At 43.9% G+C, this 22,386-nt stretch carries 21 protein-coding genes and 3 tRNA genes; 10 read left to right on the top strand and 14 right to left on the bottom strand.

The window, feature by feature from the left end; all coding sequences use genetic code 11:
* Nucleotides 1–194: 194 nt before the first annotated feature.
* Complete coding sequence (locus CKQ84_RS19695) at nucleotides 195–1,094, bottom strand: DUF2989 domain-containing protein (RefSeq protein WP_105252474.1); 900 nt, start codon at nucleotides 1,092–1,094, stop codon at nucleotides 195–197.
* Between the two features lie 203 nt (nucleotides 1,095–1,297).
* On the opposite strand from CKQ84_RS19695, the gene CKQ84_RS19700 reads away from it, so the two are divergent.
* The 5 genes from CKQ84_RS19700 (at nucleotide 1,298) to CKQ84_RS19720 (ending at nucleotide 4,983) form a co-directional block, all read left to right on the top strand.
* Entirely contained in the window at nucleotides 1,298–2,731 is a 1,434-nt protein-coding gene (locus tag CKQ84_RS19700) for a glyceraldehyde-3-phosphate dehydrogenase (protein WP_105252475.1), read from the top strand.
* A 373-nt stretch (nucleotides 2,732–3,104) separates the two neighbouring features.
* A tRNA-Gly gene (locus tag CKQ84_RS19705) sits at nucleotides 3,105–3,180 on the top strand.
* 8 nt (nucleotides 3,181–3,188) lie between these two features.
* A tRNA-Cys gene (locus CKQ84_RS19710) sits at nucleotides 3,189–3,262 on the top strand.
* A 49-nt stretch (nucleotides 3,263–3,311) separates the two neighbouring features.
* Nucleotides 3,312–3,398: transfer RNA gene (locus CKQ84_RS19715), tRNA-Leu, on the top strand.
* Nucleotides 3,399–3,789: 391 nt separating this feature from the next.
* Nucleotides 3,790–4,983, top strand: coding sequence for an amino acid aminotransferase (locus CKQ84_RS19720; RefSeq protein WP_105252476.1), 1,194 nt, complete (start codon nucleotides 3,790–3,792; stop codon nucleotides 4,981–4,983).
* 113 nt (nucleotides 4,984–5,096) lie between these two features.
* Here the strand turns inward: CKQ84_RS19720 and CKQ84_RS19725 are convergent, their stop codons facing one another.
* On the bottom strand, nucleotides 5,097–6,017 hold the full coding sequence (locus CKQ84_RS19725; protein ID WP_105253119.1) for a YvcK family protein: 921 nt from the start codon (nucleotides 6,015–6,017) through the stop codon (nucleotides 5,097–5,099).
* A 310-nt stretch (nucleotides 6,018–6,327) separates the two neighbouring features.
* Between CKQ84_RS19725 and CKQ84_RS19730 the strand changes: the two genes are divergently transcribed.
* Nucleotides 6,328–7,140, top strand: coding sequence for a glucosaminidase domain-containing protein (locus CKQ84_RS19730; RefSeq protein ID WP_028759975.1), 813 nt, complete (start codon nucleotides 6,328–6,330; stop codon nucleotides 7,138–7,140).
* Nucleotides 7,133–7,756, top strand: coding sequence for a DUF2987 domain-containing protein (locus CKQ84_RS19735; RefSeq protein WP_105252477.1), 624 nt, complete (start codon nucleotides 7,133–7,135; stop codon nucleotides 7,754–7,756). The genes CKQ84_RS19730 and CKQ84_RS19735 overlap by 8 nt, the downstream gene beginning before the upstream one ends.
* Before the next feature lie 185 nt (nucleotides 7,757–7,941).
* Here the strand turns inward: CKQ84_RS19735 and ttcA are convergent, their stop codons facing one another.
* The 11 genes from ttcA to ccoN all read right to left on the bottom strand — a co-directional run bounded on the left by ttcA (nucleotide 7,942) and on the right by ccoN (nucleotide 18,172).
* Nucleotides 7,942–8,910: a tRNA 2-thiocytidine(32) synthetase TtcA gene (gene ttcA / locus CKQ84_RS19740; RefSeq protein ID WP_173244915.1), complete on the bottom strand. Its 969-nt coding sequence runs from the start codon at nucleotides 8,908–8,910 to the stop codon at nucleotides 7,942–7,944.
* Between the two features lie 78 nt (nucleotides 8,911–8,988).
* A complete protein-coding gene (gene uspE / locus CKQ84_RS19745; RefSeq protein ID WP_105252478.1) occupies nucleotides 8,989–9,921 on the bottom strand; it encodes a universal stress protein UspE in 933 nt (310 codons plus the stop codon).
* Between the two features lie 222 nt (nucleotides 9,922–10,143).
* Nucleotides 10,144–10,896, bottom strand: coding sequence for an electron transport transcriptional regulator EtrA (etrA, locus tag CKQ84_RS19750; protein ID WP_006081599.1), 753 nt, complete (start codon nucleotides 10,894–10,896; stop codon nucleotides 10,144–10,146).
* A gap of 55 nt (nucleotides 10,897–10,951) precedes the next feature.
* Entirely contained in the window at nucleotides 10,952–11,644 is a 693-nt protein-coding gene (locus CKQ84_RS19755; protein WP_105252479.1) for a sulfite exporter TauE/SafE family protein, read from the bottom strand.
* On the bottom strand, nucleotides 11,641–11,889 hold the full coding sequence (gene ccoS, locus CKQ84_RS19760) for a cbb3-type cytochrome oxidase assembly protein CcoS (protein ID WP_028759970.1): 249 nt from the start codon (nucleotides 11,887–11,889) through the stop codon (nucleotides 11,641–11,643). The genes CKQ84_RS19755 and ccoS overlap by 4 nt, the downstream gene beginning before the upstream one ends.
* Nucleotides 11,890–11,927: 38 nt before the next feature.
* Complete coding sequence (locus tag CKQ84_RS19765) at nucleotides 11,928–14,327, bottom strand: heavy metal translocating P-type ATPase metal-binding domain-containing protein (protein ID WP_105252480.1); 2,400 nt, start codon at nucleotides 14,325–14,327, stop codon at nucleotides 11,928–11,930.
* Between the two features lie 22 nt (nucleotides 14,328–14,349).
* A complete protein-coding gene (locus tag CKQ84_RS19770) occupies nucleotides 14,350–14,829 on the bottom strand; it encodes a FixH family protein (RefSeq protein ID WP_105252481.1) in 480 nt (159 codons plus the stop codon).
* A gap of 110 nt (nucleotides 14,830–14,939) precedes the next feature.
* A complete protein-coding gene (ccoP, locus tag CKQ84_RS19775) occupies nucleotides 14,940–15,908 on the bottom strand; it encodes a cytochrome-c oxidase, cbb3-type subunit III (RefSeq protein ID WP_028759967.1) in 969 nt (322 codons plus the stop codon).
* The gene (locus tag CKQ84_RS19780) at nucleotides 15,908–16,084 is read right to left on the bottom strand and encodes a CcoQ/FixQ family Cbb3-type cytochrome c oxidase assembly chaperone (RefSeq protein ID WP_028759966.1); all 177 of its coding nucleotides are present in this window, start codon (nucleotides 16,082–16,084) and stop codon (nucleotides 15,908–15,910) included. The genes ccoP and CKQ84_RS19780 overlap by 1 nt, the downstream gene beginning before the upstream one ends.
* 11 nt (nucleotides 16,085–16,095) lie before the next feature.
* Nucleotides 16,096–16,722, bottom strand: coding sequence for a cytochrome-c oxidase, cbb3-type subunit II (ccoO, locus tag CKQ84_RS19785; RefSeq protein ID WP_028759965.1), 627 nt, complete (start codon nucleotides 16,720–16,722; stop codon nucleotides 16,096–16,098).
* A 13-nt stretch (nucleotides 16,723–16,735) separates the two neighbouring features.
* Nucleotides 16,736–18,172 carry a cytochrome-c oxidase, cbb3-type subunit I gene (ccoN, locus tag CKQ84_RS19790; RefSeq protein WP_028759964.1) on the bottom strand — a complete coding sequence of 479 codons (1,437 nt, stop codon included), beginning with the start codon at nucleotides 18,170–18,172 and terminating at the stop codon, nucleotides 16,736–16,738.
* A gap of 257 nt (nucleotides 18,173–18,429) precedes the next feature.
* On the opposite strand from ccoN, the gene CKQ84_RS19795 reads away from it, so the two are divergent.
* Entirely contained in the window at nucleotides 18,430–18,882 is a 453-nt protein-coding gene (locus CKQ84_RS19795) for a hypothetical protein (protein WP_105252482.1), read from the top strand.
* Nucleotides 18,883–18,942: 60 nt separating this feature from the next.
* Here CKQ84_RS19795 and CKQ84_RS19800 read toward each other — a convergent pair whose 3' ends face one another.
* Nucleotides 18,943–20,514, bottom strand: coding sequence for a DUF3369 domain-containing protein (locus CKQ84_RS19800; protein ID WP_105252483.1), 1,572 nt, complete (start codon nucleotides 20,512–20,514; stop codon nucleotides 18,943–18,945).
* Nucleotides 20,515–20,694: 180 nt separating this feature from the next.
* Here CKQ84_RS19800 and CKQ84_RS24085 point away from each other — a divergent pair, with 180 nt between their 5' ends.
* Nucleotides 20,695–20,913: a hypothetical protein gene (locus CKQ84_RS24085; RefSeq protein WP_105252484.1), complete on the top strand. Its 219-nt coding sequence runs from the start codon at nucleotides 20,695–20,697 to the stop codon at nucleotides 20,911–20,913.
* Between the two features lie 61 nt (nucleotides 20,914–20,974).
* Nucleotides 20,975–22,270 carry a site-specific integrase gene (locus tag CKQ84_RS19810; protein ID WP_105252485.1) on the top strand — a complete coding sequence of 432 codons (1,296 nt, stop codon included), beginning with the start codon at nucleotides 20,975–20,977 and terminating at the stop codon, nucleotides 22,268–22,270.
* Nucleotides 22,271–22,386: the final 116 nt, after the last annotated feature.

Genomic DNA, 22,386 nt, shown 5'->3' on the forward strand with positions numbered 1-22,386 from the left:
CCCTCTGGTGATTATAAAATTCAACTGGTAGTAAAATTACCAAACTGACAGCTATCGTCAAGTTAAATCGGCATTTTACCGCTGTCTTGATTAACAAATTAGGTATTTTTTTTACATCGGTCGCGAAATCGCCATTTTTCACGCGTTAATTGGGTAAAAAATTACAAGATGGCAAACATTTTGCCATCAGTTGCTTAGTTTACTTTTTCGACAGGCGCAGGCGGCACCACCTCAGTTGCAGTTGGCGCTTGGGCAACCGCTTGAGGATCAAGCCATTGTCTTACTGGACTCATAGAATAAGTGCCCTTTTTTAGCACATCGATAAGGGCTTGGGCTTTTAGATCGAGTTCAGTCGCCAGCGTTTTATTGCCACCGAGCAAGGCTAGCATTTTTTCCTCAGAATACTTCTGCTGCGTAAGTAGTAAATTTGCTTTCGTCAGCATATAGGATTTATCTAAAACTTGTTGCTGGCGATAGGCAGATGCGAGCCCAAGTAACCAGTTAACGTCGAAATCATCGTAATGGATCTCCGCAAAGACTTTAAGATAGAGTTGTTGCGCTTTGATGGCATTTCGATTGCTGTAATAGGTTGCGACTTGGGCAAGTAGAAAGGGGTCAGTCACTTCGCCGGCGTTTTCCTGTTCTAATAATCTATTTAACGCTGCGGTATCGCCAAAGCGAGTCCATTGGTAATAGGACATAAAAGGGTCTTGCCGTTCACGGGTTTGATCTTGTAGTAAACTTAAATTTTGAGTGCTTAGTCTAAAGGCTCTGGCTCTATCAGCTGTGCGATTGGTGTGGATGATATGCTGAACGCCAGAGGCGAGTTCAATGCAACGGCTGTAATCCTCAAGGTAGGTTAATTGTGAGTAGAGCTGCTTACCTGTGAGGTTTTCGTTGTCTTTTAACATGTAGCGGTTTTGGATAAGTTTGGTCTTTTCAGTCAAACACCAGCTATCCTTATGCAAATCGGCACAAATTTCAGGATTATTTTTACAAATTGCTGAGATATTTCGGTCATTATCACAACCGAAAAGACCGAAAAGGCTCATCCCTAAGGTAAATGATGTAATTATTACTAGATTTTGTCTCAAAACACTCTCCAAACGATAATTTTTCTAATAAAATTACAGATTTACAGAAAATATCTTACTGGCAACAAAGCGCGACTTTCATTACAATGGCGCCGACCAAAACAGGGTTTTCCCTAAAACCCGCATTAGATTATTGGTCTTTTCGTCATGTTACTCAAACCTTTCAGTACATTTTATTGAAAAGTGAGATAAAGGATCTGTAAATGAGCGCTGATAAACACCTACAAAGTTGGCAAGAACGTTTTGAAATGGCAGAGGCGATGCAGCCTTTGTTAGGCAAGTTGTACCGTAACCAAGGCGTTGAAGTCGTGGTCTATGGCAAGCCGTTACTCAATGCTTCTACGATTGAAATCATTAAAGCGCACCGTTTAGTTCGTCGTCATGTCGGTGAAAAATTACGTTTACGCGAGAGTTTCCCCTTCGTTCAAGCTTTGAGCAAACTCGCAGTTAAACAATGTAAAGTGGATATTGGTAAACTCGCAGTTAATTACTGGCGCGACCATACTGATGTCAGCGAAATTGAAAGCTATATGGCAAAAGAATTGGCCGATGCTATCGACCATGCCGATGATGTCGCGCCGCGTGACGTCGTGCTTTATGGTTTTGGCCGTATCGGTCGCTTATTGGCACGCTTGCTGATTGAACGCACAGGTCGCAGCAATAAGTTAAGGTTACGCGCTATCGTTTTACGTGGCGGCAAGAAAGGCGATTTAGAAAAACGCGCGAGTTTACTGCGTCGTGATTCAGTTCATGGTCCTTTCAATGGCTCTGTTGAAGTTGACGAAGAGAACAACGCCATCATAGCCAACGGCACTTATATCCAAGTGATCTATGCTAATTCACCCGACGAAGTGGATTACACTAAATACGACATCAATGATGCATTGATTGTTGATAACACGGGTATTTGGAAAGATGAAGCGGGTCTTGGTTTACACCTTCAGAGCCCTGGTGCCAGCAAAGTATTACTGACGGCTCCTGCAAAAGGCGCGATTAAGAACATCGTTTACGGTGTGAACGAAGGCGATATTACCCCTGAAGACATTATCGTTTCAGCGGCGAGTTGTACCACCAATGCTATTACGCCAGTACTGAAAGCTGTGAATGATAAATATGGTATCGAGAATGGTCACGTTGAAACGATTCATTCTTATACCAACGATCAAAACCTGATTGATAACTATCATACCGCTGACCGTCGTGGCCGTAGTGCACCATTAAACATGGTGATCACTGAAACGGGTGCAGCAAAAGCGGTTGCTAAAGCTTTACCTGCATTAGCCGGTAAGTTAACAGGTAACGCGATTCGTGTGCCGACGCCTAACGTCTCTATGGCGATCATCAGCATGAACCTGAATGCTGAAACCAGTAAAGATGAGCTTAACGAGTATCTGAAAGATACGGCGCTACAATCACCACTGCAAAATCAAATTGACTACACAGACTCTACTGAGATTGTATCGAGCGATTTAGTGGGTTCTCGCTACGCGGGTGTGGTAGATTCACAAGCGACTATTGCAGAAGGCAAGCGTGCCATTCTTTATGTATGGTATGACAACGAATTTGGTTACAGTTGCCAAGTGGTTGGCGTAATGCAGACTATGTTAGGTTTAACGACGCTATCTCTACCTGCGTAAATTGCCCACGTAGGTTTTGCTCGCGTGATTAATGACTTTGCCTAACCTTTGAATAAAGCGCCCAATAGGGCGCTTTTGTTTTTCTATACTTCTACAATTTTATTGGACTCGACTCCATAGCTCACCATGATCCCTTGTTTATCTGCCGCGTTTAATTAGCGGTAGCATCGGCATCAGTATCGGTACAAAGCCTAAATTGATGAATGAAACATCAACTTTACTGAGGTGTGGCGGTTTATTGGGCAAACGATACGGCTTAGATCATTTTTTAAAAATTGTTGATTGACTCTGAGGTCTAAATCGGTAGAATTCCAATCCGCAGTCAGGGGAAAGCATGCCGAGCATGAGTTCAAATGATTAAGCGCAATGATAAGCGACATTAGCTCAGTTGGTAGAGCGATACCTTGCCAAGGTATAGGTCATCGGTTCGAACCCGATATGTCGCTCCAAATTTTAGGGCGCGATGGCAGAATGGCTATGCTGCGGATTGCAAATCCGTCGATCTCGGTTCGACTCCGGGTCGCGCCTCCATAGATTAAAGTATTAATGACACGATTCCCGTCGTTAATATAAAGAGTTTGCCCGAGTGGTGGAATCGGTAGACACAAGGGATTTAAAATCCCTCGCTGGTAACAGCGTGCCAGTTCAAGTCTGGCCTCGGGTACCAAAAACAGAAAAGCCCTGACTGATGTCAGGGCTTTTTTGCTTTATAACTTCTACACCCATATTTCATGATTCTTAATCTAGTATCACTACAGCTATAGATTGGTTAGGCCCAAGCCCACTATTTTACTCATTCAGTATTGCGACTTCTGACCTGTTTCTTTTCTACAATACAAAACTGAGTGATTTTGTGATCTAGATGTTGTAAATCACTTTATTTAAGTAATGTCACTATTGGGCTAATAATTGCGTAATAAAATGTACTTTTTATTGTTGAATCGACAATAGTGTAATAATTTACCTAAGAAGGGACTTAAGTCGCTATTACCCCCTTAAAGACAGTGGTATAAATAAGCCGAAATTTCCCCTACACGCGCATATTAGGATACGTAGTCATGATTTTCTCTCAAGTATTACTCGCACCCGCTGATCCAATTCTTGGTTTAACCGATACCTTTAAAGCTGATCCGCGTCAGGATAAAGTTAATCTTGGTGTTGGCATTTATAAGGATGAGGCAGGACAGACTCCCGTTCTGGCTTCAGTGAAAAAAGCCGAGGCCATTTTACTTGAGCAAGAGAAGACCAAAAACTACTTAGGCATTGAAGGCGTTCAAGCTTATAACCGTGTAGTACAAACCTTGTTGTTCGGCGAAGGCAGTGCATTAATTTCTTCTGGCCGTGCTGCCACAGCGCAAGCTCCTGGTGGTACAGGAGCACTGCGTATTGCTGCTGAGTTTTTACTGCGTAATACCGATTCGCACACTATTTGGGTGAGCAATCCAACGTGGGCCAACCATCAAAATATTTTTGAAACGGCGGGTTTAACGGTTAAAGAGTACGGTTATTACAAAGCAGAAGCCCATGACATCGATTTCGATACCATGATGACTGACTTGTCTCACGCCAATGCGGGTGATGTCGTGCTGCTACACGGTTGCTGCCATAACCCAACGGGTATCGATTTAACGTTGGCGCAATGGGAACTTGTTGCTCAATTGTGTGCTGATAAGAAACTCGTACCACTGTTTGACTTTGCTTATCAGGGTTTTGGTGCTGGCATTGAAGAAGATGCGGCAGGTCTGCGTTTAGTCGCGTCTAAAGTGTCTGAGTTGCTGGTCGCTAACTCTTTCTCTAAAAACTTTGGTTTATACAACGAGCGTATTGGCGCCGTGACTGTGGTGGCTGAAGATGCTGATGCTGCCGTACGTGCTTTTAGCCAAGTGAAACGTACCATACGCGCCAACTATTCTAATCCGCCAGCCCATGGCGCACTGATCGTCAGCACGATATTAAATGATGCAGCTCTGAAAGCCATGTGGGTGCAGGAAGTCAAAGAGATGCGTGAACGTATCGCCGAAATGCGTACTCTGTTTGTTGATAGCTTAAAGGCTGAGGGCGTGACTCAGGACTTCAGTTTTATTTCTCGCCAAAATGGCATGTTCAGTTTCTCAGGTTTAAACAAAGCCCAAGTGGCACGTTTGAAAGACGAGTTTGGTGTCTATATCGTCGGCTCTGGACGCATTAGCGTTGCAGGCATGACTAAGACGAATATGCCTGTTATCTGTAAAGCCATAGCACAAGTGTTGTAATGGTTATAGCAGACTTATAGACAGACTAAAGGGACATTCCTTTTCGCTTTACAATATAAAGGACAGCACTTGCTGTCCTTTATTATTGCGATTGAATGATTAACAGGTAAGCGCTAGCAGGCAAGCGGTTGTTGAGTGAGATCATTGATCCGCAGCAGGGCGCTTAATGCATCTAATAAGTTCGCTTGATCATGTAGATTGGGATTATGGCGATTCTTTAACGGAAAATAGTTAATCAGTGGCCCTAAACGCGTTTGTTCACCGTGGCGAAGTACTTTGTGAATAATGGGCTTGCCAATCACTTGGTGACACCAAGCGATACGTTGCTCAATGCTAAACCGACCCGCGGGTGAGGCCTCTTCGGCAAGGTTATCGATAAAGATCACCTGTGCTTTAGTAGCAGCGAGGCTTTTCGCGAACTTAGGTAATAGCAGCGGCGGCATGATACTGGTTAAGAAGCTCCCAGGGCCTAGGATAACTAAATCTGCGTGCCGAACGGCCTCACAGGCTTCAAAGGTGGCATCGACCTGCGGCTCAAGGCAGAGCGCGATAGGAGCCTCATTCATACTGTCGACATTGATCTCCCCAAAGACTTTACTGCCACAGGCTTGCAGGGCCACTAAGTGAGTGGGCTGCTCTGACATGGGAATAAGTTGGGTTTCTATCTTAAGTAAGTTACGGATGAGATTAACCGCTTCTAATGGACGAACGCAGAGTTGATCAAGAGCCAGTAAAATTAAATTACCTAAATTATGGCCACTGAGTTCAGTGGCACCTTGAAAACGGTATTCGAACAATTGCGAGCCAACGGAAGGACGATTAGCTAAATGGGATAAGCAGTTACGTAAATCTCCCCAAGCAATACAGTCTTGCTCGGCTCTCAGTCGACCAGTAGAACCACCATTATCAGTGGTGGCGACAATCCCTGTAAGGCGGTTGCCTAAAAAATCGAGCGAGGATAATACTCGGCCTAAACCATGGCCTCCGCCAATGGCGACGACACGTTCAAATTGATTTAACATCAAATGCTGCATCTGGGTTTTTCCTTCCTGAATACCCGAAAATTTAATGTCATAGCCATCCATTGTCGCTATAAGCGGGATGGCTCATGAGCCGTTGTGCAATGGTGATAACGCTAAGGAACCTTAGTATAAATACTCAGTCAAATGCTTGCATCTATAAATGACGGCGTAATAGCAAGCTCGACTCGATAATGGTGCCTCAGGCGTAATATTGTACCTGAGTTCGTGATCATGATGATGGGCAAATTTCGTGAAATCTGACAAATAGCTTATAATCCGGCCTTTATTTGCCCAATAAGGGCGTTACACCTAAGGTGAATGATTGAAAACGGGTAGAATCGGTTCGTTTACATTGGCATTAGCCATGGTCATAGTGGCGATTTTTGCATTACGAGTTTGGATCATTCCTCACTCGAATGACTCATCCGCTATTGCGCCCCAATTCGTTAGCGATGTCGATCCTGTTACGCAAGTCCCTGACTTTTCAGCGATCAGCGACATTACCGAAAAGAAGAAAGCTTTTTTTGATTTCCTGCGGCCGATTGTTCAGCAACAGAATGCCATTATCTTGATGGAGCGTGGCTTTATCAATGAGATGCTTGCCTTAGTCGATAATGGTAAGAGTTTATCTGATACCGAATTAGCGCAGATCAATGCGTTATTCGATAAATACCAATATGCGGCGCGTAACGTAGATGCTAAGTCATTAGCAAGCTTACTTAAACGTGTAGATATCGTGCCGGAATCTATGGTGTTAATTCAAGCCGCGAATGAATCGGGTTGGGGGAGTTCACGTTTTGCCAGAGAAGGTTTTAACTTTTTTGGTGAATGGTGTTTTACTTCTGGCTGCGGCATAGTGCCGTCCTCACGTGGTTCGGGTAAAAGTCATGAGGTGAAAGTGTTTTCATCGGTCGATGAATCGGTTTCATCCTATATGCGTAATTTAAATTCTAATACTGCCTATGCGTTATTTCGCTCTATTCGAGCAGATTTACGTTCACAGGAGCTAGAGCCAACAGCGGATCAATTGATTTACGGTTTAGTTAATTATTCTGAAAGACAAGAAGCTTATATTGATGAGCTGCTTGATATGTTACGTCATAATGAAAAATATTTGGTGAATGTCGATGTATAAAAAACTGTTGTTTAGTAGCCTGTTTTTGTTGGCAACTAGCGCCGCCGCAGAAACTGTATCCCTTGAATATAAAGGCTTTTATGATAGGTTGAAACAAGTCAATAAAGGCGGTTATCAACTCGTGGAAGTGGCTTTTAGTGTTCCAATGCAAAAGAATTGTTTGATCCAAAGTGGTTCTATTTCCAGTGAAAAAACCTCAACGCCACTGACGTATACTGATGCTCAGCGGTTATTCATTCCCTTAGATGATGATTTAAAAGATCAGCGAGCCTTGGTTAATCTGCATTTCGCTGGCAGCGCTGAGGGATGTGGTATTGCAATGCAAGTTAGAGCAAAACAGACATTAGCCGAGTACGATAAAACGCGCTTACAACAAATAATGACTGAGATGGACACGCTGCTCGGTGCTATGCAAGGCTTCCCGATGCGTTATTTTAGGGAATCCATTACTGGCTTAAACTTTGAATTCTCACCTGAACAAGAAGTCTATGTACGCCTTAATGGCCGTGAAGAAGCTATAAAAGGCAGTTATAAATTAGCCGCTAATGAGCTTGAAAGCATCACCACGCTAAGCTTCAGTGCCCAGCCATTAGTGCTGAGTCCTTGGGTGAAGTAATCATCTTTGTATCTTTGAATAGCCGTCTTGAGATAAGCGATTCAGAAGCGCTGGCTCAAAGATAAACTTATTCTGTAGCCATAAAAATGCCCACATTAAGTGGGCATTTTGTTGTGCTAATTTCTCTTGCTAACTTTCGTTGCGTTAACTTCTCTTACTGACTAGGGCGCTAAATTCAGTGTAAGTTAGACTTCGTAAGTGTTAACAATATCAATGCGTTTTGCTGCATCTAAATCGATACGACCGCTATTGGCGATATCAAGAAAATCGAATGCAGGTAGATTGGCTTCAGCAACATCACCACGCATAGGCGCATCTGGGTCACGTGTTAGAGACACAAAGTCGAATTGCTCACGGTCAACACCCTGTGATGGTGCGGTGTTTTGCATGGCGGTGAATATTGTTTCAATGCGTCCTGGGTATTGTTTATCCCATTGATTTAGCATGTCTTTGACTGCGGCGCGCTTTAAGTTTTCCTGTGAGCCACACAAGTTGCATGGAATGATTGGAAATTCTTTTAAGCTGGCATATTCTTCGAGATCTTTCTCGCGACAATAGGCTAGGGGACGTATGACGATATTAGCACCATCATCCGACAGCAGCTTTGGCGGCATTGCTTTCATCTTACCGCCAAAGAACATATTTAAGAACAAGGTCTCGATAATGTCATCCCTGTGATGGCCTAGGGCGATTTTAGTGGCGCCGATACGCTGAGCAAAGCCATAAAGCGTGCCGCGGCGCAGGCGAGAGCACAAGGAGCAGGTGGTTTTACCTTCAGGGATTTTGTCTTTCACTATCGAGTAAGTATCTTTCTCGAGGATGTGATAAGGCACATTGAGCTTATCGAGATAGGCGGGCAATACATGCTCAGGGAAGCCTGGTTGCTTCTGATCTAAATTAACCGCAATGATTTCAAACTGAATGGGCGCGCGTTGCTGCAGATTCATCAAAATATCGAGCATGGCGTAGCTGTCTTTACCGCCACTGAGGCAGCACATGATCTTATCGCCATCTTCAATCATATTGTAATCGGCAATCGCGCTGCCCACTTCACGACGAAGCCGCTTCTGTAATTTATTCAGACGGGTAGTTTGTTTTTTTGATAATTCTTCCGGCATAGGATTTACCGTAACTTCAGATATAGCTTCAAGCATAAAAAAGCGCCCAGTAACACAGTTTCAGGGCGCGTATTATTCCAGCTATCTTTGGTGGGGTAAAGAGCCGCGTATTGCTTAGGCTTCTTCTAACGGTGATTTATAACCGTCGGGCTTAATAGCCAATAAATCGCAGTTGATGCTATCGATAACATGTTCAGCGGTATTACCTATCAATGCTGCTGAAAATCCGGTACGACCAACAGTCCCTAAGATCACCAATTCAGCATCAAGTTTTTCAGCCAGCTCAGGGATCACATCCTCTGGTAAACCTTCTTTTACATGGCAATGACTTGGATTAATATCATAAGCGCCCGCAAGATAACTCACGCGCTGCTCATGCTGCATGCGAATGGTTTCGTTGTATGACTGGGCATCAAAGTCAGGAAGCTCAATGGCTAGGTTAACTGGCGTGCCGGGATAACCATTGACTAAATGTACTTCAGCAGAGAACTTTTTCGCCAAATCTTTTGCATGTTCAATAATTTTACCGTTAAGCATTTGATGATCGGTATCTTCGGTTGCCACATTCACAGCACAGAGGATTTTGCCCGCGGCTGGCCAGTCATGGGCTTTCACCATCAACACTGGCACAGGGGCTTTACGCATTAAATGCCAATCAGTTGGAGTGAAGATCACCGCCTTGAGTTTGTCGTGGGCATGGGTGCCTTTAACAATCAAATCGTATTGCCCTGAAATAGCATGATTAATAATGCTTTCAAAGGGGCGATTATGCCAAATGACTTGAGTATCGATATTGAGTTGCAGATGAGTATAAGCGGCGAGTAAGTCTTGGATCCAAGCGAGCCGTTGATCTATGACACCTTGACGCATGGCTTCGCGTTCTTGATTCGACAGAATCGAAGTCATTTCGTAAGAGAAGTCGAAGATAGAAAGAAACACAGTGACTTGAGCGTTGCATTTACTGGCCAAGGCGACCGCTCGTGCAAGGGCAACTTGATTCTCAGTGGTAGGGTCAACCACAACCAGTATTTTTTGATAATCCTTCATGGGAGGTTCCTTTAGTCATAGGCTCAATATCATCATGAGCCTTTGGCAGTGAGCTGTATTGTTCTAGATCAAACTCATTTGAAATTGATTAAAACTCGCTTAAAAATCATGCCTTAATCTGCATGACATGTCTAGCAAGCACAGCTTTTACCATTAAACTGTTATGCTATTTGCGACAATTATTTAGGCTTGACCTCTCACGGTTAATGCTCTTGCGATTGACTATCTCGCGATGCGAGAATTACCCGCTAACAGATTTAGCTCTTGCGAGTCGAGGATAGTGATGTACTTACCCTTAACCTCAATCAAGCCTGACTTTTGGAAGCGTCCAAGTAAGCGGCTGATGGTTTCAACGGTTAAACCGAGATAATTGCCAATGTCCCCGCGGGTCATGGTTAAACGGAATTCTTTAGGTGAGAAACCACGACTGCCGAAACGATTTGCTAAATTGCTGATAAACGCTGCTAGACGTTCTTCGGCATTTTTCTTACTGAGCAGCAGGATCATTTCTTGATCGCTCATGATCTCATTACTCATTAGACGCATGATCTGCTGACGTAACTTAGGCATAGTGCCCGAAAGTTCATCGAGGATATTAAAGGGGATTTCACAAACCATAGAGGTCTCGAGGGCCTGTGCAAAACTCTGGTGCAACTGAGCGTGAATACCATCAAAACCAATCACATCACCCGCGAGATGGAAGCCCGTTATCTGCTCATCACCTTGCTCGGTAATAGTGTAACTTTTGATGGTGCCAGAGCGGATCGCAAACAGGGATTTCAACGCGTCACCTGACTTAAAAATTTGCTCGCCTTTCTGGATTGGCTTTTTACGCTCAATAATATCATCGAGCTGATCTAGCTCACTTGCATTGAGGGTAAAAGGAATACAAAGGGTACCCATACTGCAATCGTGACAATGGATTGTGCATCCGCTAGCGGCAGGACGACGATTCTTATTTTGTTCAATTGTCATGTTGATTCTCAAGTTTATCCACTGCAACCATGTTAAACCAATTCACTCACTTGGGCTAGTTTAGCTGCGCGAGTGCGATATATAAAGTTTGACCACCAAAGGCAATTAACAGTAAGCCGCTCAATAGTCTAACGGTTTTCTTTTGTACCCATGCAGCAAGGCGTTTTGCCGCCACGCCAGCGCTTAATAGGGCGGGTAAAGTACCCAAGCCAAAGGCTAACATAATCAAGGCGCCTTGGCTGGCAGAGCCAGATGCAACCGACCAAGTTAAGGTGCTATAGACGAGGCCGCAGGGGAGCCAGCCCCAAATGAATCCCGCCATGACTGCTTGGCTCGGATTCTTGATTGGAACAAGACGCTGCGCTAGCGGTTTTAAATATTGCCATAGCCATTGACCTACACGCTCAATTTGCACTATTCCAACCCAAATTTTAGCGATGTAAAGTCCTGTTGCGATCATCATCAGTCCGGCAATCATGCGCAGGACAATCAGATAAATATCCAGCTCAAATAAGTGACCAAGACCTGCCGACGATGCGCCCACTAAGCCGCCCGCTAAGGTGTAACTTAAAATACGGCCTAAATTGTAACTCAGTAAATATTTAAGCTGATGGGCCAGCTGGTTACCTATTTTAGGATGAGGGATTTGGGCGGAAAACGCGCCCACTAAACCGCCACACATACCAAAACAATGTGCAGCTCCCATCAAGCCGACGAGAAAGGCACCAGTGACATTGTACTCAATCACAAAGGCATACCTTTTTGCTGATTTTTTATCGCTTGCTGCGCTGCGATGTCATCATGTTCTGCTGTTGACTGAATGGCGGGGGTGGCTAGATGGCCAGGTTTGTCAGTATTTTCATCAAACAATATAGAAACACTTTGACGGTCAAGATCATCAAATTGCTCAGATTTCACTGCCCAAAAAAATACCATTACCGCAATGGCGACGAAGATCATGGCAATGGGGATAAGCACATAAATAATTTCCATAATGACCTCTTACTATCTGGTTAAACGTTTTATTATGATCACACTTTTACCCGTAATAATCTCAGGCTATTACCGACCACAATCAAAGAACTCGCCGACATGCCAATCGCGGCAATATAAGGTGCCACATGACCAGTGACAGCTAAAGGCAAGATAAGGGCGTTGTAACCTAGCGCCCAAGCTAAATTTTGTTTAATAATTTGCGTGGTCAGTTTAGCGACCGCGACAGCTTGGGTGAAACGGGATAGATGATCGCTCAGTAAAATCAAATCGGCACTGTTTTTGGCAATCGCACTGCCACTGCCCATGGCGACCGACAAATCAGCCCCCGCAAGTACAGGCGCATCATTGATGCCATCGCCAAACATAGCCACGCGAGTATGCTGTTGTAATTTTGCTACTAGGGCAAGTTTACCCGCGGGCGTTAATCCGCTGTGCACATCTTCAATTCCCAGCTCTTTGGCCAGTTGATGCACATGTCCGGAGCTATCGCCACTGGCAATACTAATGCGGCAACCTTGTTGCTTTAATATCTCAATCGTGGCCTTACTGTCTTGACGAATATTGTCTTGGATCTCAAAGCTGGCAAGCACTTCAAGCTGCTCATTGGCCGAGCGTGCTAACCAAATCTTTTGGGTTGGGTCCTGAGTATCGACACGTGCGCCAGTAAATACAGCATTACCAATTAAATAGTCAGTCCCCTCGATACGGCCTCGAACACCAAAGCCAACTTCATGGTGAACTTGTTCCGCGACCAAGGCATTATCGGCAAATAGGGCAAATGCTGCCGCAATCGGATGGCGAGAGCCCGTTTCCAGCGCTGCGGCAATAGCTAAGGCCTGCGTCTTTGTTAAATTGGCCATGCACTGCGTTTGCCCGATAGAGAGCGTACCACAGGTAAGGGTGCCAGTTTTATCAAAGACCACATGTTTAATCTGCGGCAGTTTTTCAAATACGCCGGCTTTGCGGGTAATGATCCCAAGACGGGTAAAAATGGCGGTTGCACAGGTGACGGCGGTCGGTGTCGCTAGCGCTAAGGCACAAGGACAAGTGGCGACCAGAACCGATAGCGTTACCCAAAAGGCATCCTCTGGGGAAATCTGTTGCCAAACCAAATAAGTCATCGTCGCGATTGTTAGAATCGTACCCGAGAAATAGCGGGATAATTTATCGGCTAATAGGGCTATCGCAGGTTTTGTATTGGATGCCAGTTCCTGCAGTCGAATAATTTCAGCCACGAGTTGGTCTTGCCCCAATGCGGTAACTTTAACTTTTATCGGTTGGTCGACGTTGATAGTACCAGCGTACACTTGCTGATCTTGCTGCTTTTCAATGGGCATTTGCTCACCTGTGAGCATAGCTTCATTGATGTTTGTGTGGCCTTCAATCACCACACCATCGGCCGCAACCATTTCCCCTGGTTTCACAAGGATCACATCATTGAGGCGTAACTTTTTGGCCGGAATTTCTTCTTGACCATTTTCGGTGACTAAGTGTGCAGTGAGCGGCACCAGTTTATGTAAATTACTGGAGCTGACCGAGGCCTTTTGTCTTGCCTTTTGCTCGAAGTAACGCCCGAGTAACAAAAAGAAAGTAAACATGGATACGGATTCAAAATACACTTCGCCTGTGCCATTCACTGTGGCAAAACAGCTTGCAGTATAGGCACCACCAATGGCAATCGAAACAGACACATCCATATTGAGTTTGCCGCTGAGCAGGGTACGAATGGCGCTAAAATAGAAGGGTTGCGCCGAATAAAGCACCACAGGCGTGGCAAAAATCATACTAACCCAGCGGAAATAGTCCCGATATTGCACGTCTAAATCGGTGAAGTAGCCAGTATAAAGGGCGAGGGCGAACATCATGACTTGCATAGTCGCAAAGCCAGCTAAGCCTAAACGCAGTAAAAACTTGCGGCTATTGAGTTTATTGTTGAGCTCTTGTTCGTCAACTTGGTAGGGCGCGGCTTGATAGCCGATACGACTAATTTGTCCGAGAATATCGCTAAGTTTTACCTTGCGTTTATCCCAACTGATCATGGCGCGTTGGGTGGTTGAGTTGACTAGCACTTGGCTCACGCCCGCGAGTTGTTTGACTTTGTGTTCAATTAACCAAGCACAGGCGGCACAGGTGATACCATCGATGGAGAGTGATACTGACTCGACATTGTCCTCAGAATGCACAAAGTCTTGTTGCACTTCGGGCAAGTCATAGGCGCTAAATTGCGTTAATGCTTCGGGGACCAGGGCATTCTGTTTATTGCCAGGCTCAGTGCGGAACTTGTAATAACTGAGTAATCCCGCATCGACAATCGCTTGAGAAACCGCCTGGCAGCCAGGGCAACACATCAGTTCATCACGGTCATTAATGCGAGTCACAAACTGCTGGCCCGTCAGAACGGGCTCTTGGCAGTGAAAACAACTTGGATACGTCATAGCGCTACTTATTTAACCACAATCAATTCAGCCAAAGTTGGACGTGATCTTTTAATTCAACGCGTTGGTGAATTCGCCATTTACCGTCGTAACTTTCGAGGCGAACTTCCCAAGGGCCGGTTAGGGTAGTAGGGATGCTAATGCGATACACATTGCTGGCATCGGCCGTCGCAGTGAGTTTCATATCTCTGTCGGCAATGGTTGGATGATAGAACTCAACTTTCAAGGCGGCTTGATATGCAGGTCCCCCTTGCTGCGTCAGTAAAATCTCATTATTGGCTTGATCGAGTGAAAAATTCATGCCTATTTGTTTGGCATACTTCACTTTACTTAAGTCCATATTAATGGCTTTGCCATCTTTGTAGTAATCCTCGGCGACTAAAGAGTCCGAGTTCGTAAGGGCAATTTTTAGTGTGGTAAAACTTGCGACGACGGCACATAAAGGAAGAATAATTAGAAACCAAGGCCAGAACTGCTTATACCAGGCTTGTTGTTCGCTCATGTCAGATACCCATTCAAAAAATTTGCGCCATTTTACCGTTAAAAGACGGTTTTAGCACTTTAAAAAAAAGGCCTCGAAGTCTTCGAGGCCTTAGTGTTACTTATACCTAATTACTTGTTTGACAAGCTATAAACATAAGCTGTAATGACGTGAACTTTCTCTTCACCGAGAACGTCTTTCCATGCTGGCATCACACCTGCGCGACCATGTTTAATGGTCTCTTCGATCATGCCACGGCTACCGCCATATAACCAAACATCGTCAGTTAAGTTAGGAGCACCCATAAACTTGTTGCCTTTAGCGTCCATACCATGACACGCAAAACAACCTTTCATGAATGACCCTTGACCTTGGGCAGCGAGTTTCTCGTCATGCTCACGACCAGACAATTTAACAACGTATTCAGCTAAACCAGCAATCTCGCTATCTTCGATTGGCAAACCACCTTTGGGTGGCATCATGCCATGACGACCTGCCATGATAGTGGTCTTAATCGTGGCTAATTCACCACCATATAACCAGTCACCATCGGTAAGATTAGGGAAGCCTTTGCTACCACGTGCATCAGAACCATGGCACTGAGCACAGTTTTGCAGGAACAAACGGCCACCCACTTTCAACGCTTCTTGGTTTTTCACTAATTCTTCTAGTGGTGTTGCCAAGTAAGCCGCGAAGATTGGGCCATATTTTTCATCAGCGTGTTTTACTTCTTGATCATACTGAACATAAAGACCTTCTTTTGCTGCTAGCTCAATCGCTGCGGCAGAATCGGCTTTAATGCCATGCTCTGTACCGATACTCTGGTTAGAACTCGTCCAGCCTAATAAGCCTTTGTAGTTACCTAAACCAGGAAATAGTGCCAAATAGATCAAGCCAAACACGATAGTGATATAGAACATATAACTCCACCATTTTGGCAGTGGGTTATTGAGTTCTTCAATACCGTCGAAACTGTGACCCATGGATTCGCCTTCTTTTACGTCAGTGGTGTTCTTAGAACACACACGCAGTAATAGAAAACAACCCGCGATCACGACTAACGAGAGTACAGTAATCCAAACACTCCAGAAGCTACTCATCACTTATTCTCTCCTGAGTCCTTCGATACCTTGTTGACTTCCTCATCGGAAAACACAAGGTTAGCTGCTTCATCAAATGATTTTTGACGACGCGAGCTATATGCCCAAGCAAATATACCGACGAAGGTCAGCATCACAATGATGGTCAAAATGCCTTGTAATGTGCCGTAATCCATATATTGCCTCCTTATTTGAGTGCGTGACCCAAAGACTGAAGATATGCAATCAAGGCGTCCATTTCTGTCTTACCTGCAACAGCTTGCTGTGCGCCTGCGATTTCTTCATCGGTATAAAGATCATTACCCTTGTAACCACCTTTATGCAGGTTACGTAGGATAGTCATCTTGTCACCCGTTAGTTTGCCGTCTAACTTGTTTTCGGCTAACCATGGGAACCCTGGCATATTCGATTGAGGAACTACAGCACGAGGATCGATTAAGTGAACTTCATGCCATTTATCGCTATAACGACCGCCAACACGTGCAAGATCAGGACCCGTACGCTTAGAACCCCATTGGAATGGATGATCCCAAACTGATTCGCCCGCGACAGAGTAGTGACCATAACGTTCAGTTTCTGCACGTAAAGGACGGATCATCTGGCTGTGACAGTTATAACAACCTTCACGAACATAGATGTCACGACCTTCAATTTGCAGGGCAGTGTATGGCTTTAAACCTTCAACTGGCTCAGTCGTATCTTTTTGAAAAATCAACGGTGTGATTTCAACGAGACTACCGAAGCTGATAGCGATAACGGTAAAAATCGCTAACAAACCGATGTTTTTTTCAACTATCTCATGATTAAATTTCATCGAGTTTGCTCCTTTAAGCCGCTGTTGGTTCAGCCAATGCTGGCAATGAATCTTTAGAGGCTTTCACAGTACGGATCACGTTATATGCCATGATCAGCATACCGGTCAGGAAGAAACAACCGCCAAGGAAACGTACGAAGTAGAAAGGATAAGAAGCTTCCAGACTTTCAACAAAGCTATAAGTCAAAGTACCGTCAGCATTCACTGCGCGCCACATCAGACCTTGCATTACACCTGAAATCCACATAGAGACGATGTAAAGCACAGTACCAATAGTCGCTAACCAGAAATGGACGTTAATTAATTTGATACTGTACATACGGCCGTGACCGAACAATACAGGGATCAAGTGATACAGAGAACCGATTGACACCATTGCAACCCAGCCTAGCGCGCCGGAGTGAACGTGACCGATAGTCCAGTCTGTATAGTGTGATAATGCGTTAACTGTCTTAATTGCCATCATAGGACCTTCGAAGGTAGACATACCGTAGAAAGACAGAGAAACAACTAAGAAACGTAACACAGGGTCAGTACGCAGTTTATGCCAAGCACCAGACAAGGTCATGATACCGTTAATCATACCGCCCCAAGAAGGTGCGAATAGGATCAGTGACATCACCATACCTAAAGACTGAGTCCAGTCAGGTAAAGCTGTGTAATGTAAGTGGTGAGGACCAGCCCAGATATACAGTGCGATCAGTGCCCAAAAGTGGACAATAGAAAGACGGTAAGAGTACACAGGACGACCTGCTTGCTTAGGTACGAAGTAATACATCATCCCCAAGAAGCCTGCGGTTAATAAGAAACCTACAGCGTTGTGACCATACCACCACTGCACCATAGCATCGACAGCGCCGCTATACAGAGAGTATGACTTGAACAGACTGACTGGTACTGCCATAGAGTTAACTATGTGAAGTACGGCAACGGTAATAATAAAGGCACCAAAGAACCAGTTCGCCACATAAATATGCGAAGTTGTTCGTTTGATAATAGTACCGAAGAACACGATAGCGTAGGACACCCAAACGATAGTAATTGCGATATCGATAGGCCATTCTAATTCAGCGTATTCTTTTCCTTGGGTGAAACCCATTGGTAAAGAGATAGCTGCTGACAGAATGATGGCTTGCCATCCCCAAAACGTAAATGCGGCTAACTTAGGTGCAAATAGTCGGGTTTGACAGGTGCGTTGTACTACATAATAGGATGTTGCAAAAAGGGCTGATGTACCGAACGCGAAGATCACCGCATTGGTGTGTAATGGTCGCAAGCGACTATACGTTAACCAAGGAGTGTCAAAGTTCAGCTGAGGCCAGATTAACTGAGCCGCAATTAATACGCCGACTGACATACCAACAATACCCCACAAAACTGTGGTTAAGGCAAATTGGCGGACAATGGCGTAATTGTAATCAGCGCCTGTTGGCTGGGAATGGTTCATCATAATGCTTCCACTGCTTATTACTTTTACTTTTAGTAAAGACAAGCTTTACCTGTTATAAATGACATAAAACTCAGCCTCCCTATTAAGGTTGCTGAGCGATGTCAATGCGTTACCCTGCATATTTTTGCTCAAATATGAGGTTTCGCAATGATACTTGAGCCATATCAAAAAAGATACCAAAGAAGGGGTGTGGAAAGTTGATCTAGATCAACCTACGCCATAGAATGTTAACATATTGCATCATAAGGTTAATCTTTGTGCTAACTCGTCTGAGTCCCTATTTATTTATTGCATTATTTAGCTTCAATCTCACAGCTTGTAAGGAAGATGCAAAGCAAGTCACACTTAAAAGCAGTCTTGATCCTTCACTTTGCCAATTTTCTAAGGGGGATTGTGTTAAAAAAGTTGGGGATGTTGAGCTCACTTTTCGCTTGTCACCAGGGAGTGCACCAAGCGAAAAGCCATTGACATTACAGTTGTTATCTTCCATGGCAATTTCTAATGTGCAAATCCGCTTAGAAGGAAGAGACATGTTTATGGGCGTTATTCCTGTAAATGTGAAGCAAACTGACGAAATGACTTATATCGGTCAGTTAGTCTACGGTTCTTGTAGTAGTGGTTACATGGTTTGGCGTGGCTTTGTGAGTTTTAGCGTTAATGGTGAAACTAAAACGGCTGTTTTTGATTTTCTCGCAGATGACAATGGTTAGATATATCTTTGAAAGTGCTTGATATGGATTTCTAAACATCAAGACAATCAACTATACAGATTAGTGATCCTTCCAGTTTTCTTTTACTTTGACAAAAATGTCTACATTTTCAATAAAGAGCTGTAATAAGTGAGGATCAAAGTGTGTTGCCGCCCCTTTACGCATTTCAGCTAAAACCTCTTCTAAAGGCCAAGCTATTTTATAGCAGCGGGCATGGGAAAGGGCATCAAACACATCTGCGATTGCCACAATCCGCGAGAATATGTGAATTTCGTCTTGTTTTAGATTTGCAGGATAACCAGAACCATCATATTTTTCATGATGTTGCAGTGCAATAATTGATGCGGCCTTTAGTATTGGTCGCTCAGAATTTGCAAGAATTTGATGGCCAATCATAGGGTGCTGACGCATAACTTTCCATTCTTCGTCATCTAATTTGCCGGGTTTAAGTAGGACAGCATCGGGGATCGCAATTTTGCCAATGTCATGCATTGGTGAAGCACGGCGCAGTAAATCGGCTTCGTATTCACTTAAACCGGCGAGTAATGCTAATTGAGAACAATACTCCGCCATACGTTTCACATGATTGGCAGCTTCTTTCGAGCGGCTTTCAACAACATCACCTAAACGTAAAATAAGCTCTGATTGTGTATCTTCCACCTCCTGATTGAGCAGCAAATTTTCAAAGGCTATGCCCACGTTGATGGCAAAAATATCAATGAGTTTCTTATCAAGATCATCAATTCTATCAATACCATCCATATAAAGTAGATTGATTAAACCGCCTTTGGTGGGAAAGTAACCGATAAAACAATTGTCTTCATAAAGGCACCGCTGTTGGGTGAGCGCACTGCGCAGTAGACGATCAATATGTTCAGGTAGTTGCGTAATGTGGGATTTATTCGCAAATTGGCCAGTACCAGCAAGGATTTCTATATTGACAGGTTCAACATGACCACTAATCGCATCAATTGCATTACAAGTCAGCAGTAGCGTTTCTGAATCGAGATTAAGTAGAGTGGCCACTTGAGTCAGTAGCCCATCGGCGAATTTATGCAGGGTGCGCAGTTCAAATAATCCTGAGGTGGCTTCTAGTACTCTTTCTAAGCCCTTACGGTGATTTATTTGGGTGCGCCTTGCTTGCTCGATTTCCATGATATCGCGATAAGAGCGAAGGGCTGAGTAGACGCTGGTCATCAGCTTACGGGAATCGAGTTCAGCTTTTGCTTTGTAATCATTAATATCGTAATTGACGATAACGTCTTCTTCTGGTGCTTGCCCTGGCTGGCCTGTACGTAAGATCAATCGAGTGGTTTTATTCAGTAATTCTTCACGGATCCACTTTACTAGTTCTAACCCTGCATGGTCACTTTCCATGACAACATCAATAAAGGCAATGGCGATGTCATGTTCTTGATTGAGTAATTCTTTTGCTTGTTCGGCACTATAAGCATTGATAAAGGTGAGGGCACGGCCATCAAGTTTAAAGCGGGAGAGGGCAAGCTTAGTGACGGTATGAACATCAGGTTCATCATCGACCACTAATACCTTCCAAGGAATACCAGACTCTGTTGTCTCGGTAGACTTTTTACCGGAAAAAAGAGGGTTTTTCTTTGCAAGATCAATCAGCATTCGATACCTCATTCAAGTAAAAATAATGATCACATAATCAGTGTAGTAGACACATTTCAAAGCGGTGCAAAATCTTGCATAAAATAGCGAGATGAGTGGCAATCCTTAAATTACTTTGTTGATAACGATTCTCATTTGTGTATTCTATTACTATCAAATAATGATAGGGAGGGAAAGGGCATGACTAATCGAATTAACTTATCAATTTCAGCGCATAAATTGGCACAGCTGATACATGATGGACACATCTGCGCATCTGACTTCACGTGCTTAGATAGCCAATCGAAACAGCAAGTGTGGCAGCTATGCTTGATCTGTTGCAAAAAGCGTATTACTTGTCAGCAATGTTCATTTTCAAGTTGCGCTAAAAATCTGACATATCTTGATGCCGATAAATAACATTATCGGCATTTGCGTTTAAGTATTATCATACAAGAAACTCTTATAATTCAGATGTAATATGCAACTTCCTCCAGTAATCCCGTTATTTGACTCATTTGAATTCATACAAGTTGGCAATAGTATTGTTAACCAATATATCACCCAAATTAGCATGAAAAAGGTGGTTGATGCGGGCTTAGTCATCGAGCATGCCAGTGATTGGCTATTTGAGCAAAAGCATAACGAAAACAACTATAAAGCTTATCGCAGTGAACTCACTACGTTTCTGCATTGGTGTTTTGATGTAGTTTCAATGTCTCCCATTCAAGTTACGCGCAAAGACATGAGCCGTTACGTTGATTATTGCCAAGCACCGCCGATAGCACTGATCGGTTATTTTAATGTGCCACAGTTTAAGTACGATAAACTGCATGATGAACGGGTTCCAAACTCGCAATGGCGACCATTTGTCGGCAAAAAACAACTCGGGCAAATCCAGCCTTATGTGTTAAGCGATAATGCGTTAAAAACAAAAATGGCCATTTTGTCTTCGTTTTATTCGTATCTGACAAGTGAAGAATATTGTGAGCGGAATCCTGCTCAAATCTGGCTTAATCACAGTCGATTTGCAGCAAACAGGCAATATCAGCGTCAAAGTCATGAAGATGAAAATAGTCTCGCATTTACTGAATTACAGTGGTCATATATTATGGCGACCGTTACTGGACTAGCAGAAGAATTTCCTGAGTTACATCAAAGAAGTTTATTCCTCGTTATATTGATTTATTGCTGTTATTTACGCATTTCAGATGTGTCTGCACGTGCGGGTTATTCGCCGGTGATGAACCAGTTTAAACGTAATCAGCAAACGGGCATCTGGAGTTTTCATATTCCGTTGAGTAAAGGTGGTAAAAGACGCAGTGTTGCGATTTCAAAAGCTTTGCTCGATGCATTAGTCAAATATCGTCAGTTTTTAGGATTAACGGATTATCCAGGACCAAACGAAAATCATCCTTTGTTTGTACGGCATAAAGCTGCTGGACGCGGCCGAGATGTTGGTATCCTCAATGCCAATCTAGGCATTCGTCATGTTCGCGACGAAATTCAAAAAATAATTAATCTGGCTGCAGAACGTATAGAAATCGATGGCTTTACACAAGATGCGGCGCAGATGCGCAAACTTACTGCCCACAATATTCGTCACACCGGCATTACGCACGATATCAATATCAACCGCAGACCGTTATCCCATGTACAAGCCGACGCTGGCCACGAAAGTATCGACACTACATCGCAATATTTGCACACAAGCCAAATTGAACGTCATGAGAGTGCGTTCAACAAACCAATCGATCATTTGAAAGGTATAGAGTGATTCGACACAAAGATGCGCACAATGTATATTATGTTAAATACGTTCTATCTATATGGTTCCCATCGCCGCTCTGTTTTTGTGTGGCTTGTCATTCCAAATGAGTTTTGTGTCATTTC

This window comes from Shewanella sp. WE21 (assembly GCF_002966515.1).
GTDB classification, from domain to species: domain Bacteria; phylum Pseudomonadota; class Gammaproteobacteria; order Enterobacterales; family Shewanellaceae; genus Shewanella; species Shewanella oncorhynchi.

Excerpts from the sequence above, each read along its gene's own strand:
- ccoO (WP_028759965.1), bottom strand. The coding sequence starts at position 16,722 with ATGAAATTTAATCATGAGATAGTTGAAAAAAACATCGGTTTGTTAGCG.
- CKQ84_RS19720 (WP_105252476.1), top strand. The coding sequence starts at position 3,790 with ATGATTTTCTCTCAAGTATTACTCGCACCCGCTGATCCAATTCTTGGT.
- etrA (WP_006081599.1), bottom strand. The coding sequence starts at position 10,896 with ATGACAATTGAACAAAATAAGAATCGTCGTCCTGCCGCTAGCGGATGC.
- CKQ84_RS19780 (WP_028759966.1), bottom strand. The coding sequence starts at position 16,084 with ATGGATTACGGCACATTACAAGGCATTTTGACCATCATTGTGATGCTG.
- CKQ84_RS19800 (WP_105252483.1), bottom strand. The coding sequence starts at position 20,514 with ATGCTGATTGATCTTGCAAAGAAAAACCCTCTTTTTTCCGGTAAAAAG.
- uspE (WP_105252478.1), bottom strand. The coding sequence starts at position 9,921 with ATGAAGGATTATCAAAAAATACTGGTTGTGGTTGACCCTACCACTGAG.
- CKQ84_RS19700 (WP_105252475.1), top strand. The coding sequence starts at position 1,298 with ATGAGCGCTGATAAACACCTACAAAGTTGGCAAGAACGTTTTGAAATG.
- ccoP (WP_028759967.1), bottom strand. The coding sequence starts at position 15,908 with ATGAGTAGCTTCTGGAGTGTTTGGATTACTGTACTCTCGTTAGTCGTG.
- CKQ84_RS19735 (WP_105252477.1), top strand. The coding sequence starts at position 7,133 with ATGTATAAAAAACTGTTGTTTAGTAGCCTGTTTTTGTTGGCAACTAGC.
- ccoS (WP_028759970.1), bottom strand. The coding sequence starts at position 11,889 with ATGGAAATTATTTATGTGCTTATCCCCATTGCCATGATCTTCGTCGCC.
- ccoN (WP_028759964.1), bottom strand. The coding sequence starts at position 18,172 with ATGATGAACCATTCCCAGCCAACAGGCGCTGATTACAATTACGCCATT.
- CKQ84_RS24085 (WP_105252484.1), top strand. The coding sequence starts at position 20,695 with ATGACTAATCGAATTAACTTATCAATTTCAGCGCATAAATTGGCACAG.
- ttcA (WP_173244915.1), bottom strand. The coding sequence starts at position 8,910 with ATGCTTGAAGCTATATCTGAAGTTACGGTAAATCCTATGCCGGAAGAA.
- CKQ84_RS19765 (WP_105252480.1), bottom strand. The coding sequence starts at position 14,327 with ATGACGTATCCAAGTTGTTTTCACTGCCAAGAGCCCGTTCTGACGGGC.
- CKQ84_RS19770 (WP_105252481.1), bottom strand. The coding sequence starts at position 14,829 with ATGAGCGAACAACAAGCCTGGTATAAGCAGTTCTGGCCTTGGTTTCTA.
- CKQ84_RS19725 (WP_105253119.1), bottom strand. The coding sequence starts at position 6,017 with ATGCAGCATTTGATGTTAAATCAATTTGAACGTGTCGTCGCCATTGGC.
- CKQ84_RS19810 (WP_105252485.1), top strand. The coding sequence starts at position 20,975 with ATGCAACTTCCTCCAGTAATCCCGTTATTTGACTCATTTGAATTCATA.